Source organism: Nitrospira sp. MA-1 (genome assembly GCA_032139905.1).
In the GTDB taxonomy this organism is placed as follows: domain Bacteria; phylum Nitrospirota; class Nitrospiria; order Nitrospirales; family UBA8639; genus Nitrospira_E.
Genome location: JAQJDB010000007.1, coordinates 133,006 through 148,635 on the forward strand (window position 1 = coordinate 133,006; position 15,630 = coordinate 148,635).

Consider the following 15,630-nt stretch of genomic DNA (forward strand, 5'->3'; position numbering starts at 1 on the left):
TGTGTATCGGGAATCCATTTTGGAGTTTTTCATTCAAAAAGTATTGGGAGGTGAACGTATCGCACTGGTGTCACCAATTTTCATGTCATCGTGCTTTTCTATGTAGCCGGGTTTCGCCACGGCAAACGCGGCATTTTTGTTTTTGGCAAAAGGATCCAAAACCAAAGACGCCCCGTCTGGGCTCATGAGGAGCGTCCCTTCCTCAGACCAGACGGCAGGCGTCGGACCCTGGGAGACGAACATCCCGGTTACTCTCATAAAAGAGCGAGGAGCCCTCTACTTCGTATGATCCGATAACGCTCCAATTCCCCGTAGCGTCGATTACCTAAGAGTTTAGTCAACTTTAGGCCTTAAATAAAGGAATGGAATGTTTTCTAGGGATACCTGATAGGGAATTTTTGAATGCGAGGGAAAGGGGAATCCTTTTCGGAATGACCGCAGTCACCAGGCGGGCCTGTTTGAAGGGATCGGGAGCGGGCGAGGCGAGGAAGTCACAGGGAGAAACGTAAGTTGAAGGTTTGGTGGTGTGGGTATTAGCTTCCTTTGATCAGGCGATAGCCAAAAAGGAGGAGAAAGGCCCCGCCAACGGCAATGCCGAAACTTGGCAGATTAAACCCGGTGACCTCGCCATAACCAAAGTAGGTGCTGATGAATCCGCCCACCATGGCGCCGAAGATCCCAATCAAGATGGTAATAATCATTCCCCCGGGGTCTTTCCCCGGCATGAGAAGCTTGGCGAGGATTCCTGCAATGAGGCCGAACACGATCCAGGAAATGATGCCCAACGAAGACCCTCCTTGTGAGTCAGGATGAATGATGTAGGTGTCACTCGCCTGCCTATTGCTGACAGGACGAGTGACCCCCTGGGACTGGCAAAGGCCTGAATGGTTATGCCTTATCTTTTTCCATTGAGGCAATGAAAGAATCAGCTTCCTTGATAGAGGCTTCCATTTCTTTAATGAGAGAGGCAATGTTGCCTTCCACCGAGACGAGCTCACTTTTCAACGACGCGATGGCTTGGGCGTTCAGGTTGTGTTTGAGGAAGAGGACCTGGTCTTTGAATTTCGCCAACACCGGATCCATTTTCGTCTCCGCCCGCTTCATGGCTTTGATCAATTGAGCATATTGGGTCCGTGTTTGTGTCAGTTGCTTTTGGCTGTTTTTGCGCAAGGCGGCGCTGGAATATTCCTTGAGTTCCGCCTCCCATTCTTCAAATAAGGCCTCTGAGACATCCTCCACCGACGCGATGCGATCACGGACCGCTTGGGCTTTGGCCTCGCTCTGCTCGTATTCCGCATTCAGCACGTCGTATTTGTCCTGTAATTCACCCCCCTCGATATTGAGGGTTTTGGTAAACCGGTCAAGCGCGGATTTGAATTGTTCTTTGGCGTCCTCTTGAGCGTCGCGGGCTTTTTCCACATTACTTACCATCAGGTCGCGTTTGTGATAACCGATCTTCTCCATGGCATCATAATAGATGCTCTGGCAACCAAATGCGCTCAGACTCAAGAGGACGATTCCCCATGTCAGATAAGGAAAGAATCTGCGAGAACCTACTGGAGAATATTGAGGGTACATCATGTCATCCTTGTGCAAAGGGTTTATATTCATTGGGCCAATCATCAGGTTGTCGAAGGCCCGGGCTTCAAGACTTTTTCCAGAAGACCCTTCATGGAATCCCCGCCTTGATTCTGGACGAAGGAAAGGACGATCGGGGCAAACTTTCCAATCATATCAGGGCTTAATCCAAGTTGCGAAAACCCGCTTGCCAAATTGGCGAGATTTCCCAATCCTCCCATCTTGTCACCTAATCCCCCGGCACCGAGTGAAGCGGCGATTCCTCCTAATGCTCCCATCATGCCGCCGCCCGCGGAGGCAGCTGGTGAGGTAGCGGGCGCTGCTCCTAAGAGGTCCTTGACCCCTGGAACCTTGTCGGTGAGCTGTTGAAACTCGCCTGAGCTCAATTTTTCTTTCGCGAGGTTGAACAAAAGACCGGCGCCGCCTTTGGCTTGGCCTTCATTGATGTTCAAACTGCTGACTAGTTGTTGAATCAATTCCATGGCAAAACCTCCTAGTGAACTATCGAATATGTGGACACGCGGGTTAAAAGTGAGTGAGGGGTGGGCCGATCGCTTCCACTGCAGTGGATTATTGATGCTGAAGCATCAGCCGTACTGAATAGGATACGGGATGTGCCGCTCTAAAAGAAACACGAATCGACAAATCTTTGCTTGGAAACTCTAGGGTGTCAAAGCCACGCTGGAGTCTGTTGGCCGCTGGTTTCTGCCCAATAGGGGACCCATGCCAAAGACACCAATTGCGTCGAAATGTTGGTCTTTTTGGGGCGCACAGTGAGAGTCTCCAGGGGAATGGTTTGGACATCCCACTGAGTGGTGAGTGATTGAATCTCTTGTTGTAACTCCGTATCCAAAGCTGCCAATTGTTGTTGAAGGGCGTCCACGTTTTCCTCGGCACGATCCACATCCTTGCCTTCTTTCATGGTTCGGCTCATGCCTCGAACGGCGGAGGTGGCCTGGCCCATCGAGGATCGGCTGACGGTTTTTCGGCCCATGAAAACAGACAGGAGGGTCGCGCCTATTGAAATCACTGTTTGGAGTTTTTGTTGTTTGGCTTGCTCGGATTCCCTTTGGACGGCCTGCTCCGCCCGCCGGATACGATCTTCAAGAGTCGACATTTTCCCGGCATATTTTTTCCTGAGGGTCTCGGTCTCTTCATCCCGACGTTCGCGGACGAGCTGTTGTAATCGAAGGCGGAAATCACGTTCCGATTCATGTGGGTCGGATGTCACTCCTAACGAGGCATTCCGGAATAGGTCCAAGGTTTGTGTCCGGTAGACCCAATCCTCGAAATCCTTTTCCCAGCCCTTATAGGATTTCGCCTGGCTGGCGGCCCCCGGCAGATCCTCGAACTGTGCTCCGTCAGCAGGATGGGTATTTAAATCAGTGGGTGGAATATCGACCGATTCCGCTTGATCCCACTGGACCGGGATCGGACCGGCAATCATGGACGCAAGAGCCTGGACCTCACGGACTTCATCCAATTGTGTTTTGGTATCCTGGTAATGGACCGTTGCGGCACCATATAGCCGTGGGTGATAGATGAGTGAAGCGCTTGCGGGGCTGGCTCCCCGAACGGGCACAAAATGTTGGCGGATGTCCGGGGGAAGAACAGGTGGATGTGTGGCGCCGACCTTGGAAGGTGTTCCGGCAAAAGATTGAGAAGGGGCCGTTAGGCTTTTTGTGGAATCGGATGAGGTTGTAGAAGAAAGTGCAGCTTTTACCGGATCCATCAAGGTTTTGATCTGCGTCCGGGTTAACGGTCCCCGAAGATAGGACAACGCCCAGCGGGTCTCAAAAACTTCCGGTCCGTCGTCATGGACGTTGTTCATGAGAAACACCCGGTTTCCGAGGCCGGAGATGATCTGCTCCATCTTCTGACGATTGAAGTTTCCTGCACTATTGGTAGCAGCTCCCTCTAATCCATCCAGCACGCGCGCCATATCCCGTTCGGTCTGCAGCCGCCCGATAAACCACGTGCCCGTATTGCCCAATCCTTTGTAATCCAGGTCAACCGGATTTTGAGTCGCAAGGACGACCCCCAGGCCAAAGGCTCGAGCTTGTTTCAGCATGGTGAGCATGGGGGCTTTGGATGGCGGATTTTTGATGGGAGGAAAGAAGCCAAAGACTTCATCCATATAGAGCAGCGCGCGCAGACTGGTGGTGCCGGATTGGCTTCGCATCCAACTGACCATTTGAGTGAGGAGTAGGCTCACAAAAAACATGCGCTCCGTGTCATTCAGATGCGCGATGGAAAAAATGGCGATGCGGGGTTTGCCGGTTGGCGAATGCAAAATCTGATCGATATCCATCGGCTGGCCCTCCAGCCATGCGGAGAACCCTGGCGCTCCCAATAAATTATTAAAACGCATGGCCAATGCAAAGCGATCCTTCGAAGAGAAAACTGATTCCAAGTCCATCACTCCCAATTTGGAAAACGGCGGGGTTTGAATCTGTTGGATGAGCGAGGAAATCGTCAGGTCCTGGTCGGCTTCCCATGAGGTTTTTAAGATATTGGCCAGCAGAATATGTTCGGGGCTTTGCAGGGGGTCGGCGTCCAGACCAACGAGGTTGAGTAAGCTGGTCGCGGTGGTGCCCACCCGGTCCCCTAAGAGTTCTGCGTCTTCAAGGATTTTGGGAGAAGGCACTGAAAACGATTGCAGAATGGAAACAGGAAGCCCGGCCGTGCTGCCAGGGGTATAGACTAAAAAGTCCGCGGCTTCCCGGAGTTTCGCGATTCTGGCTCCATCTTGGCCCCAGGACTCCAAGCCCGCTTTCCATTTGTCCGCTTCCTTGTCGGCGAAGGCTTCCGGCGTGATTTCTTTTTTCTTGGCATCATCAGGATTAATCCAGGGAAGAAAATCACTGCCGTGCAGATCCGGAAAGGTTAGTAAGAGGTTGGCGATATCGCCCTTGGGGTCAATGATGATGGCGGGAATATTGTCGATTGCCGCCTCTTCCAATAAGCCGATGCAGAGCCCGGTTTTCCCGCTCCCCGTCATCCCCACGCAGACGGCATGGGTCACCAAGTCTTTAGAGTCATAGAGGAGGAGGCCGGGTTTGGCTGATTTGGTGGCGTGGTCGTATGGCCTCCCTAAATAAAACACCCCGAGCTTTTCAAAATCAGACATGATCAGCCATTCCCTTCGTTAACTATTGGGGTTTTTTCTGTCCAGGTTTCAGGAAATAATGCGCTGGTTGGGCAGCTTTTTAGCACATGAAAAGATACCAGAGTGTCACGGGAAACTGCACTCAAGGAACAGAAAAAAGAAAAATCCCTTCCTTCCTACAAAGGTGGGGGCTTTGGGCCAGTTCCTGGTTTAACGGATAGAGCAGAATTCCTGGAGCTCAAGGAAGGGGGCCAAGGAGATATGCTGAATAATCCGCAGATGATTTACAGCAAGAGGTCACTTGAGCAGGTAGGAATGGGGTGGTTGAAAAAAACCGGCGATTGACCCTGTGATCAGTCGCCGTTAGCAGGTCCCAACCCCAAAGCCCGGATTAGGAAAATTTAAAACGGATATTGGATGCTTCCACCTCAAAAATACTAATTGATGATACTGGGGTTTCCTGAAGGGTGACCATTGAAAATTTTCAAATTGACTGGCCGGCTGGTTCTTGGTCACGTATAGTTCAAGGTCAACTCAGTTCTCTATTTAAATTTGATCGCGGTTCCTCTGACCGTGGTACAGGTAAAGGTATAGACGTTGTATATGGGAATGAAACCGTACAGGCTGCTTTCTGCTGAGACATTGAGCAAGGCGTCTCCGCCTGTGGCTTCTAAGGCCTTATCCACCGCTTTAGCCATGTCTGATTGGCCAAATGGGATAATGGCCAAAATGAAATGACGGCAAGCTTGTCCTTCAGTTGGTCCTAACTCCTCATAGCCCTGGCTGTTTTTTAAAAGCGAGGCTGGGTCGGCTGAGCTTTTGGTCACAATTCCCAAATTCCCCGTGGTACTGCATCCCACCAACATACATGTTAGTAACAGAACCAAACGCCAGATTTTGGACATGTTATTCTCCTTAAGATACGGTCAGGTTAAATCATATTGCTGTGAGTCGGCATAACCTCTTGCAATCTTAAGCAAAAAGTTTGGGATTTCCAGAAGGAAATGGACAGGTGCTGGAAAGCTCTGTTTTTGAGGAGATGGTGTAGCCTCAAGCCTGGAAATCATAGCTGGGGACCACCTAGGGGTGAGGGGATTAAAGGAGTAATTATTTTATTTGAACGAGAGGAGGTAAGGCAAAGATAGCCCAAAAGTGAAGACAGGGCTTCGGGGGAAGGGTACTATTCTTTAAGCGAAAAAAATCGTTGTTAGCTATTGAAGGAGGCCGTGGTGGAGACTATATCCTGGGATGATTTTGCAAAAATTGAACTCCGTGTCGGGCGCATTGTGAGTGCGGTGCGGTTCCCGGAAGCCAAAAAGCCTGCCTACATTCTCCAAGTTGATTTTGGGAAGGACATCGGCATGAAGAAATCGAGCGCTCAGGTCACGGGCCTTTACAAGCCGGAAGAGCTAGTGGGTAGGCTGGTTGTCGGCGTGGTGAATTTTCCAAGCAAACAAATCGGTCCGTTGATGTCGGAATGCCTGGTCACCGGATTTTATACTGAGAACGGGGAAGTGGCGTTGTGCGTTCCGGACAAATCGGTTCCTCTAGGCACAAAGTTGTTGTAGTTTCTATGTTGCTTAAATTATTTGCTGATAGAACCATGCCTTACAACACGTTTCACCTACTTCGGAATAGTTAAACTATGTGCGGTCTCTATGGGATGGGTAGGAATGGCTGGAGAAGATGAAATAAATTCTGACACCAGAGTTATTCAGAATATTGATTACATCGCCCCGGCCTGTCTCATATTAAGTTCCTGAGATTTCAAGAAACCAGGGTTTTTGTCAGGTGTGAGCGGTGTACTGCTCTTCGATAATAAACAAACATCAATTGAAAATTGGCCAACCTGTTTTAACGAGAGGAGACGACTATGGCGTTCATACCTACAAGAAAAAACCTATTCCGGCATGATCCTGGGAAAAAGGGTTTCCTTATTCTCCTCTCTATCATTTTTGTATTAAGCGGCTGTGCGCATGATGGAAAAAGTACTACCGAGAGTAAACGTTCTCATGAATCCTATACGCACGAATCCGAATCTCCGCATGCAACTCAAAATTATATGAATCATCATCCTTTTTCCGGCTCAATGGAAGAAGATTTAATGTTGAGCGAAGAACAAAAAGAGGCTTTTCATGGGCTTCGACTTGATTACGATAAAATGGTCGTCAAAAAAACCGCTGATGTCCGAACGGCGGAAGTCGACCTTGCGACCCTGCTGGGGAAGGATGAGCCAGACCGTCAGGCGATTGAAGAGCAGGTTAAAACCATTGGAGCTATTAAAGAAGATATGATGATGGCGCGCATCGACTCCCTGCTGAAATTGAGAGGTGTATTGACTAAGGATCAATACGGAAAATTTAGAGAGATCTTGCATCAACGCATGAGTCAGGTAGAGGGACATTCCCCCCATGGTGGTTTGTAGCTCGTATGGTGGAAGTGAAGAAGTATTTTGAAGGGGTATGAGATGGGAGCCGTGCCGTGATTGGTTAACCTGAAGCCCTTTAGCCTGTGGTTTTAATAAGAACGGGTGAGGATAATCAACCTTACCCACCCCTACAGGTCCGCTTATAGAACGGTTGTTTGAAACTCTGTTCTATTTATCCTTTCTCTGGCTGTGCTGAAGAAGCTTAGCGATATCTTTTGATGCGTTCCGTATAATCTTCAGAGGATGCAGGGTCGAGTTCCCATCGGTGGGTATCCCGTTCATACACTTTCTCTCCTGCAAGTTCCTCAGAATTTTCAAAGGTAAGACCCACCGCCTCGCCCAACTCATCCACGGTATCTTGATCCGGAGTAGGATTGGAGCCCCCTACGGTTTCATCGCCGGAACTACCCGCATCTAGGGTTGCGTCAAGATCTCCAGCGAAACGTCTGGCCTGTTTTTGTCGGCTGTTTCCACGAGTTAGGACTACCTCCGATTCATGCTGAGCCCCTGTCTCGATAAATTCCTCATGTATAGACTCTTCAGCAAAATCCTGATCTTCAATATATCGTCGGATCATGGTATCCGCATCCCGCCGTGATGGGTTCGTATTTTTCTCCTTGGCCATGGGTCCTCCTTATCTTGGATAAGCAGCAAATAGACTTGAACTTTGTAATAGGTTTTAGTCTTCACTGTATACCATGGCCATTGAGAACTGAACTGGAGAAAACCCTGGGAAATGTTCAAGGGGGAGAAGACTGTTAATAGTTCCATTAAAAATAGGGGATGAAGCCTGGCCTGGGGAATTGTTTAAAAGGGGGTCAAGGGCGGGAGTTCATTCTCGAAATGCCTTTGTTCGATTTCTTCATCGGGCCGATTATTTGGCGATTATCCTATCCAGTGTATGGACCATAAATTTTGGGAGAATGCCTGAAATTTTTGAAACTTATGACTGATTGCGCAAAATTTCCGGTCCGTATTTGATCACTTTCCCCAAGGGTTTTTGGCAGGATTCAAACCCGAGCGATTGCGGTAACATTAAGAAATATACAAGTGGTTTTATTAATCACACGAAAGTTTGGCTCTCATTATTGTCGACCTTTTTCTCGTATTAAATCCGCTAAGGAGAAATTGCTGCCATGAAAAAGTCACCCTTCTCATCCATACTGTTTCTTTCGCTTATATTTACTGGATGCTCTCAGTACCAGGTAATCCCCGAGAGCTTGGAAAACCAAGTCAACCATACCTTGGACTTTAAGCAGATACGAGAGAACCCTGATAATCATCAAGGAGAGTTAATGGTTGTCGGAGGAGAAGTGCTTTCGGTCAATCGGAAGCAGGATGCGACCAGAATTGAAGTTCTTCAGCTCCCACTGAACGAGGATTATACTCCAGCGAATCAACGCACCAAAACTCAGGGTCGATTCATCGCATTATCGAAGGGAAAGGATCCATTAGATCCTGCTGTGCTTGAAGAAGGAAGAGCCATATCCATTGTCGGTGAGATTATAGGCCGTGAAACCATCCAAGTTGGTGAAGATTCACAAGAGGTTCCCATTTTTGGCATTAAGGATTTGACCATATGGGACGAGGCACTTTATGGGGGTCGCGGATATTCCGGATTTCGTTGGGGCCGGGGTTATCCAACTGATTTTTATAGCGGATATCGTCCGCTCGCATATTCCTATTACTGATTGTTTCATCGAAGGAGGCTGCAAACTACCATAAAAGGAAAGGGTAATGGAGATCTGCCCCCTTTTCATTTCATTCCTGAAACACGTCTTCATTTTTTTGATCAAACCCGGGTTGTAAACGACACCGAGCGGAAGAGAATCGAACACTGGAATTATTTAAATAATGATGATTGGGGTGCCCAATGGGACTGTTTCAAACACAAATTGAAGATCTTTAGGATGCAGTTGAATGCATCCGTGGGTGACATCCTGTCCTAATAAGTTTGAATACAAGGCACCATGAATGAAATATCCATTGCCAAAACCCAACGCATAGCGCCCGAGCACTCCCGGTTTTAATCGATCGGCCATCTTGTCAGGAACCGGATCGCCTTGTTCGATGAAGGCCCAATCGGGACGAATCCATACCGGTTTTTCTAACTTGCTTTCAATGGCAAACGTCCCCTTGGGAGTTTCGAACGTCCAGGTTTTTTCTGGATTTCTGGGATCCGCTAAGATATTTCCCCTGCCGGTTGAAGCAATGGCCTCATGCAGAATGTGATCGCCCTCCTTGACGAAAAGCCGATGTCGGGAAATATCCACAAGGATGGAGATTTTTGCTTGTGTGGATGCGGACTTTAGATTCGGTGAGCGGTTGGAGTCCGTTTGGTGTGTTTGGGAGGGCGGGGATTCAATTTCTTGAGAAAGGGTCTGGGGCATGTGTGCCGGCTTATCGTAGGGAGGACCTTCCTGGGATAGACTCTGGGAAGTCTGGAGGAAGGGTATGGTTAACGGGATGGATTGGTCAGAATTCAGGAAAGGTGAAGCGAAGACAATGAGCAAGGGAAGCATCAAGACTCCCCAGGCTACCGTCGCCCAGAAAACTATGGAACCGGTGGTTCTGATCGTTTCAAAAGTCTTCCTGGGAAGCTGAAGATCTCGGTTGTCGGGAGCCATGATGGGATATCACCACCAGAGACCGGATTGACCCTAAAAGCTTTTAAGCTATCGGGAATCCTCGTTAACCGTACTGATGGCCTGCTCAATGTGCTCATACACGGCTGAAGCTTTTTCCGTGGCTTGGTGGGCTTGATCTTTGGCCATTTCATATTTCTGTTCATCAAAATGAGTTTGACCGGTTCGAAGAAGGCTTCGAGCCGAATCCAGGTCCCGCTCCAACGCGAATAATGCCAGGTCCGATTCCTTGCCCATGGGAGCTCGACGAAGGAGTTGTTCAGCTTTTCCTATGGCGAAGTTCGCGCGTTCCAATTCTTCCTGGGCTGGTTGGCGGGAGGGTTCCGGTGTTGTGATCGGCAAAGAACCATTTCCTTGCTCACCAGTACTTGATGGCGGGACCTGCGCATCTTTTGGCGCAATTGCTGACGTCGCAGGAGCCGGCTTTGTCTGGGTAGTCGGTGAGGCTTTGTCGTCCGAATCAGAACATCCTTGGATGCCGACGGCCAAGATAACGAAGAAGCAGAGAGTGAGAACTTCCTGTCTCACTAAGGATGGTTTTTGAAAGTAAGGGAAGAGCATAAGAGTACGCGCACTCTGAATCAAGAAACGATCTGTTCCGTTACTATAAAGGAAATACCGGATTTGAGAAAGCTGGTAAAAACCCTGGCCCTTCTTATCCAAGAAAACCCGGGATGATTGAAGCAAGGACGTGAAGCTGCCTTTTGGAATACTATCTTCATAAGGTGCTAAATTTTAAAGCAGAGTCTTCAGATATTTTCCTGTGATGGAAGTTGGGTTCTTGGCGATTTCCTCCGGCTGGCCTTGGGCGACGATGTGGCCGCTGGAATCGCCTCCGCCGGGGCCGAGGTTTATGACCCAATCCACGCTTTGCCATATAGAGGATTTCCTTACCTTATGCACTGAGGTATACTCTTCCTATGCCAATTAACCTACCTCTGAAAGAAATGACCCTCCAGGAAAAGCTTGCGGTCATGGAGTTGCTTTGGGAGGACCTTGTCCGTACTCCCGATTCGATTGAATCTCCTCCCTGGCACCGTGATGTTCTCGAAGAACGTGGCCAGCGAATCGCCGAGGGAAAATCTCAATTTACAGATTGGGAGAAGGCCAAGCTCGAGATTCGCAATAAACTCTCGTGAAAATCCAGATCGTGGATGAAGCCCAGCAGGATTTAATCCAGGGCTTTCGTTTTTATGAAAATCGGGAACCTGGGCTTGGGTCTTATTTCTTAGACAGCCTGTTTTCCAATGTTGATTCCCCTCTGTTGTATGCCGGAATTCACCAGGTCACGTATGGTTATTTTCGGTGTTTGTCCAAACGTTTTCCCTTTGCCATTTACTATCACGTCGATGAAGATTTAGTGCGTATACATGCCGTGTTAGATTGCCGCAAGGATCCCTTATGGGTCAGAAGCCGGTTAAGCAAAGAGAATTAACCGGAATCGGCAGAGTGGTGTGAAGAGAATATCCATTTGTCCTTCACAATCGATGATTTCATGAGGCATATGCATTTCGGAAATTGTTGGATTTTCCGCAATTGGAAACTAGAAAAATTTTCTGTCTGGAAGTGATGGCAAAAGACGATAGACAAGAGGTTTTTATCGTTCGAGAGCAAGAAGAGTTTTCAGATATTGTCCGGTGATGGAGTCCGGGCTATTGGCGATGTCTTCCGGGGTTCCTTGGACGACGATGTGGCCACCGGAATCGCCTCCGCCGGGGCCGAGGTCGATGACCCAATCCGCGCATTTGATGACGTCCAGATGATGTTCGACTACCAGGACTGTATTCCCTTCCTCCACCAGTTGATTCAACACCGTTAACAGACGCGTGATATCTTCCAAATGCAGTCCCCGGGTGGGTTCGTCCAGGATATAGAGGGCCCCTTTATGGTCTGAGTGGGCGCCTGATCGTTTTGGGGCGTTGGTCAATTCTCTGGCAATTTTAAGGCGTTGGGTTTCGCCACCGGATAGTGTCGTGGCTGGTTGCCCCAATGTGAGATAACCGAGCCCAAGCTGTTGAAGCACGCGCAATCCTTTGAGGACCTTGGGACAGGAAATGGCGAAGAATACTACTGCCTGATCGACGGTGAGATTGAGCACGTCGTGAATGGAATGCTCTTTGACTCGGACCTGTAGAATCTTTTCCTTGAATCGTTTCCCTTCACAGTCTGCGCAGGGCACGTAGAGATCTGCCAGGAAATACATTTCCAGTTTTTCATACCCATTGCCCTGGCAACGAGCGCATCGGCCCTTGCCGGTGTTAAATGAGAAATGCGCGGGGGTGAGCCTGTGCGCCCGTGCTTCAGGTGACTGCGCGAATAAAGCCCGGATTTCATCATAGGCTTTAATGTAGGTGATGGGATTAGAACGCGGGGTTTTGCCGATGGGTTCCTGGTCAATGAGGCAGACGGTTCGGAGATGTTCCGGCCCCGTCATACTTGCTAGATCGGGTGGCGAAGGAGTGTCCACCTTAAAAAAACGCGCAAGGGCTGCATAGATGGTGGCTTCCACCAGGGTGCTTTTCCCCGATCCGGAGGGACCCGTGACACAGACCAGCGTGCCGAGGGGAATGTTGACGGTGAGGTTTTTGAGATTTTGTTCGTTCACTCCTGTGAACTGAAGAGCTTTTCCATTTCCTGATCGACGCTTGGAAGGTAAGGGAATGGTTCGTTCCCCACGCAAATATTGTGCGGTGAGCGATTGGGGATGCTTGAGAAAGGTATGATAGGGGGCCGCGCAGATGACCTCTCCGCCTTGATTGCCTGAGTGAGGTCCCAGTTCGACGATGTAATCGGCCTGTTGAATGATCTGCGGATCATGTTCCACCACAATGACGGTGTTTCCCCGCTCCGCCAACTCTCGCAAAATCATGCCCATGGCCTCGGTGTCGCGTGGATGGAGGCCGATCGTCGGTTCATCCAGGACATATTGTGTGCCCATGAGCTGACTGCCCAATTGTGTCGCCAGATGAATACGCTGAGCTTCGCCTCCGGATAACGTCCGCATTTCGCGGTTGAGTGTGAGATAGTCCAAACCCACGCGCAGGAGAAATGATAGTTTCGATTGCAAGGCATTCAACAGATCCTTGGCGATCGCCTCCTCAAATTTTCTCAGCGGCAGGGTCTGAAGCCATCGTTGAAGATCCGAGAGTGGCCATCCGCAGACCCCATGAATGTGGCATTCATTGATTTTGACCATGAGGGATTCCGGCCGTAAGCGGGTTCCCTGGCAGGTTGTGCAAGGCGAGGGACTGCGATACCGGCTTAGGAAGACCCGGACATGCATCTTGTAGCGTTTGCCTTCTAGATATGTAAAAAAATCATCGATGCCCTCGAGCTTTCCTTCTCCCTTCCAGATCAGGTCCCTTTCCGCTTCCGTGAGCTGGTTGTAGGGTGTGGTCGAGTCGAGGTTTTTCTTCTTGAAGGCTTTGAGCATTTCTTTCTGCCACCAGACATTGGATGGTTTCGTCCATGGTTCGATCGCGCCGTCCTGTAGGGATTTTTCGGGATCGGGAATCAGCAGCTGTTCGTCGTAGCGCAAGATGTTGCCAAACCCCTTGCATTCAGGACAGGCTCCAAGTGGATGATTGAACGAAAAGGATACGGGTCGTGGGGTGGGAAACGTCCTGCCGCACCCCGGGCATGACAGATTGGCGCTATAGCCTAAAGTTTCATTATCCCGGATGATGACGCTGGCGCGGCCTTCACTCTCGCGAAACGCTGATTCCAAGGCTTCGACCAACCGGCTGCGGGATTCCTGATCTAACGTCAGGCGATCCACGACGACTAATAGTTCGGATGGCAGAGATGTGGGAAGAATATCCGTGTTGAGGTTGATCAGTTGCTTGTTGATGACGATACGAATAAAGCCTTGCTTGAGAAGTGCCGTTTTCATGAACTCCAGGGCATCAGGATGGGGCGCAGGTTTGGGAAAACAGATGAGGGCGCGTTCCTTGGGAAAACGATTCAGTAAGTCTTGAGCGACCGTAGTGGGGTGGTGGGCGATGGCTTCCACCTTGCAGTCGGGACAGGTCAGGCGTCCGATTTTGGAAAACAGCAACCGGAGATAATCGGAAATTTCACTGGTCGTGCCGACGGTGGAGCGTGAGGTTCGAATCGGATTTTTTTGTTCCAAGGCAATTGAGGGACGGATATTGGTGAGTCGGTCCACATCAGGCCGTTTGACGCGGTCCAGGAACATGCGCGTATAGGACGAGAGCGATTCCACATAACGCCATTGGCCTTCCGCAAACAGTGTGTCGAAGGCCAAAGATGATTTCCCGGATCCGGACACACCAGTGATGACGGTGACGGCGTTGTGTGGAATACGGAGAGAAATGTTTTTGAGGTTATTTTGCCGCGCGCCTTCAATGATCAGGTCGGTGTGAGGAGGCGTGGAGTTGGAAACGGACTTTTTTTTGGGCATAGGTATGACGGTGGACAATCAAAATAGTTAAAAGACAATACATGGTTTGTACCTTGATTGCCCAGGCTTAGCCAAGAGCTTTAAGGAAAGGTGAACACACTAGGCTTTATGAAGAAAATGGAAAAGCTGGAGGGGAAACGAGTTTCCTTAATTAGGTGATGAGCTGCTCAGATCGTTTATTTCATGGAAAAATTTGTCGGTAAACTCTTTGAGGCAATGACCCACGGCTTTGTCAATTTGTGTCTGAATCTTTTCTCCGTTATTGGTTATTAACTCTGGCATTGTCATGGAGTCTTCCCAAACGGGGCCTGACAGCATGGAAGGACCCTCTGGTATTAAAATCAAATCACCCCGACTGTGTGCTGGATATTGGCATTGATGTTGGAGTATTACCGAAAGAGGTTGAAGGTTAATAACCCGGACTTCTCCCCTATATTGGAACTGGAAATTGTTTTTGTTTTTCTCGTATGTGGGCGACAGATGCCAAAAATATGTTTTAATGTCAATGACTTTGTTATTCTTAGATTTGTCATTCCCAAGATTTTCTCTCAGATTCATTAAGCTAACCTCATCCTGAAAGGAGATTGGAGTCACGTTGGAAAAATGGTAATTTTTTCTTAAAACTTCCAAAAACTTTTGTTTCATTTTTTCTGTAATGTCATGAGGAAAAAATTGAAGGTTCATTTGTATTCTAAAATTATCCCAACTTTCCTTAACCATTACCCCCGAGCCAACAAATCCTCCGCCCAAGGCTCCGCTTAGCAGTCCCCCTGCGATGGCTCTTGGAAGGTTCGAACTGCCTGTCCATATGAAAAATCAGGAGATTGATAGTGGACCAAAAAAACTTTAGAAGCATTTTTGAGTTGAATTCCTTCCTCTGGAGTAAGGTGGATTTTAGGGTTGCCTGTTCCGCATCCCAACAATCCAATTCCAAAAAAGAGAAAAGATAATAGAGCAAACTTCATCGTAATCTTGAGGGAAATGCCTCACTGGGGTTTGATGATGATCATAGACGGCCTAATGTATCACCTAGCCAGACAGCGGCTAGACCCACGAAGACATGGATGATGATATTGGCAGAGGCTTTGAGCATGGCCCCGTCTTTCAGGAGTGCCAGGGATTCGAACCCGAAGGTCGAGAAGGTCGTGAATCCCCCCAGAACGCCAATAAACAGAAAAATTCTGGTGTCCGTTCCCAGGATATTCCTGGACTCGGCCACTCCATGGAGTAACCCGATCAGGAAACAGCCGAGTATGTTTACGGCCAACGTGCCAATGGGGAAGGCCAGAGTCGGGATCAGGCGGTTAAAGAAGCCGGCGACTACAAATCGGCCTATCGAACCTAAGAACCCACCCAGACCTACCCAGAGAAGTTGCGGTAATCCGTAAGGAATCATGGTTGGCGTGTGCCGGTTAGTCAATTTCCTTCAGGATGAAGGTCCGGCGCG

General features: G+C 49.2%; 17 protein-coding genes. 5 read left to right on the forward strand and 12 right to left on the reverse strand.

The window, feature by feature from the left end:
- Positions 1-33: 33 nt before the first annotated feature.
- The 6 genes from PJI16_13320 to PJI16_13345 form a co-directional block, all read right to left on the reverse strand.
- A complete protein-coding gene (locus PJI16_13320) occupies positions 34-186 on the reverse strand; it encodes a hypothetical protein (GenBank protein ID MDT3778540.1) in 153 nt (50 codons plus the stop codon).
- Positions 187-533: 347 nt separating this feature from the next.
- The gene (locus PJI16_13325) at positions 534-785 is read right to left on the reverse strand and encodes a GlsB/YeaQ/YmgE family stress response membrane protein (protein ID MDT3778541.1); all 252 of its coding nucleotides are present in this window, start codon (positions 783-785) and stop codon (positions 534-536) included.
- Positions 786-888: 103 nt separating this feature from the next.
- A complete protein-coding gene (locus PJI16_13330) occupies positions 889-1,578 on the reverse strand; it encodes a DUF2959 domain-containing protein (GenBank protein MDT3778542.1) in 690 nt (229 codons plus the stop codon).
- A 44-nt stretch (positions 1,579-1,622) separates the two neighbouring features.
- Entirely contained in the window at positions 1,623-2,060 is a 438-nt protein-coding gene (locus PJI16_13335; GenBank protein MDT3778543.1) for a DUF2780 domain-containing protein, read from the reverse strand.
- 188 nt (positions 2,061-2,248) lie between these two features.
- Positions 2,249-4,708 carry an ATP-binding protein gene (locus PJI16_13340; protein ID MDT3778544.1) on the reverse strand — a complete coding sequence of 820 codons (2,460 nt, stop codon included), beginning with the start codon at positions 4,706-4,708 and terminating at the stop codon, positions 2,249-2,251.
- Between the two features lie 521 nt (positions 4,709-5,229).
- Entirely contained in the window at positions 5,230-5,592 is a 363-nt protein-coding gene (locus tag PJI16_13345) for a hypothetical protein (protein MDT3778545.1), read from the reverse strand.
- A 324-nt stretch (positions 5,593-5,916) separates the two neighbouring features.
- Here PJI16_13345 and PJI16_13350 point away from each other — a divergent pair, with 324 nt between their 5' ends.
- The gene (locus tag PJI16_13350) at positions 5,917-6,255 is read left to right on the forward strand and encodes a tRNA-binding protein (GenBank protein ID MDT3778546.1); all 339 of its coding nucleotides are present in this window, start codon (positions 5,917-5,919) and stop codon (positions 6,253-6,255) included.
- Positions 6,256-6,749: 494 nt separating this feature from the next.
- Complete coding sequence (locus tag PJI16_13355; GenBank protein MDT3778547.1) at positions 6,750-7,112, forward strand: periplasmic heavy metal sensor; 363 nt, start codon at positions 6,750-6,752, stop codon at positions 7,110-7,112.
- A 205-nt stretch (positions 7,113-7,317) separates the two neighbouring features.
- Here the strand turns inward: PJI16_13355 and PJI16_13360 are convergent, their stop codons facing one another.
- Positions 7,318-7,740: a DUF6335 family protein gene (locus PJI16_13360; GenBank protein MDT3778548.1), complete on the reverse strand. Its 423-nt coding sequence runs from the start codon at positions 7,738-7,740 to the stop codon at positions 7,318-7,320.
- A gap of 511 nt (positions 7,741-8,251) precedes the next feature.
- Between PJI16_13360 and PJI16_13365 the strand changes: the two genes are divergently transcribed.
- Positions 8,252-8,806: a Slp family lipoprotein gene (locus PJI16_13365; protein MDT3778549.1), complete on the forward strand. Its 555-nt coding sequence runs from the start codon at positions 8,252-8,254 to the stop codon at positions 8,804-8,806.
- A gap of 156 nt (positions 8,807-8,962) precedes the next feature.
- Here PJI16_13365 and PJI16_13370 read toward each other — a convergent pair whose 3' ends face one another.
- Positions 8,963-9,742 (reverse strand): L,D-transpeptidase, encoded by a 780-nt coding sequence (locus tag PJI16_13370; protein MDT3778550.1) that lies wholly within the window; start codon positions 9,740-9,742, stop codon positions 8,963-8,965.
- Positions 9,743-9,790: 48 nt separating this feature from the next.
- Positions 9,791-10,102 (reverse strand): hypothetical protein, encoded by a 312-nt coding sequence (locus PJI16_13375; protein ID MDT3778551.1) that lies wholly within the window; start codon positions 10,100-10,102, stop codon positions 9,791-9,793.
- A 578-nt stretch (positions 10,103-10,680) separates the two neighbouring features.
- On the opposite strand from PJI16_13375, the gene PJI16_13380 reads away from it, so the two are divergent.
- Positions 10,681-10,899 (forward strand): addiction module protein, encoded by a 219-nt coding sequence (locus tag PJI16_13380; GenBank protein MDT3778552.1) that lies wholly within the window; start codon positions 10,681-10,683, stop codon positions 10,897-10,899.
- The gene (locus tag PJI16_13385) at positions 10,896-11,195 is read left to right on the forward strand and encodes a type II toxin-antitoxin system RelE/ParE family toxin (protein ID MDT3778553.1); all 300 of its coding nucleotides are present in this window, start codon (positions 10,896-10,898) and stop codon (positions 11,193-11,195) included. The genes PJI16_13380 and PJI16_13385 overlap by 4 nt, the downstream gene beginning before the upstream one ends.
- A 162-nt stretch (positions 11,196-11,357) precedes the next feature.
- Here the strand turns inward: PJI16_13385 and uvrA are convergent, their stop codons facing one another.
- The 3 genes from uvrA to crcB form a co-directional block, all read right to left on the reverse strand.
- Positions 11,358-14,183, reverse strand: coding sequence for an excinuclease ABC subunit UvrA (gene uvrA, locus PJI16_13390; GenBank protein MDT3778554.1), 2,826 nt, complete (start codon positions 14,181-14,183; stop codon positions 11,358-11,360).
- A 147-nt stretch (positions 14,184-14,330) separates the two neighbouring features.
- Positions 14,331-14,933 (reverse strand): hypothetical protein, encoded by a 603-nt coding sequence (locus PJI16_13395; GenBank protein ID MDT3778555.1) that lies wholly within the window; start codon positions 14,931-14,933, stop codon positions 14,331-14,333.
- A gap of 256 nt (positions 14,934-15,189) precedes the next feature.
- Complete coding sequence (crcB, locus tag PJI16_13400; protein ID MDT3778556.1) at positions 15,190-15,603, reverse strand: fluoride efflux transporter CrcB; 414 nt, start codon at positions 15,601-15,603, stop codon at positions 15,190-15,192.
- Between the last annotated feature and the right edge of the window lie 27 nt (positions 15,604-15,630).

Coding starts and splice junctions, on each gene's coding strand:
- PJI16_13320 (MDT3778540.1), bottom strand. CDS start 186: ATGAGCCCAGACGGGGCGTCTTTGGTTTTGGATCCTTTTGCCAAAAAC.
- PJI16_13330 (MDT3778542.1), bottom strand. CDS start 1,578: ATGTACCCTCAATATTCTCCAGTAGGTTCTCGCAGATTCTTTCCTTAT.
- PJI16_13335 (MDT3778543.1), bottom strand. CDS start 2,060: ATGGAATTGATTCAACAACTAGTCAGCAGTTTGAACATCAATGAAGGC.
- PJI16_13340 (MDT3778544.1), bottom strand. CDS start 4,708: ATGTCTGATTTTGAAAAGCTCGGGGTGTTTTATTTAGGGAGGCCATAC.
- PJI16_13345 (MDT3778545.1), bottom strand. CDS start 5,592: ATGTCCAAAATCTGGCGTTTGGTTCTGTTACTAACATGTATGTTGGTG.
- PJI16_13355 (MDT3778547.1), top strand. CDS start 6,750: ATGAATCATCATCCTTTTTCCGGCTCAATGGAAGAAGATTTAATGTTG.
- PJI16_13360 (MDT3778548.1), bottom strand. CDS start 7,740: ATGGCCAAGGAGAAAAATACGAACCCATCACGGCGGGATGCGGATACC.
- PJI16_13365 (MDT3778549.1), top strand. CDS start 8,252: ATGAAAAAGTCACCCTTCTCATCCATACTGTTTCTTTCGCTTATATTT.
- PJI16_13370 (MDT3778550.1), bottom strand. CDS start 9,742: ATGGCTCCCGACAACCGAGATCTTCAGCTTCCCAGGAAGACTTTTGAA.
- PJI16_13380 (MDT3778552.1), top strand. CDS start 10,681: ATGCCAATTAACCTACCTCTGAAAGAAATGACCCTCCAGGAAAAGCTT.
- uvrA (MDT3778554.1), bottom strand. CDS start 14,183: ATGCCCAAAAAAAAGTCCGTTTCCAACTCCACGCCTCCTCACACCGAC.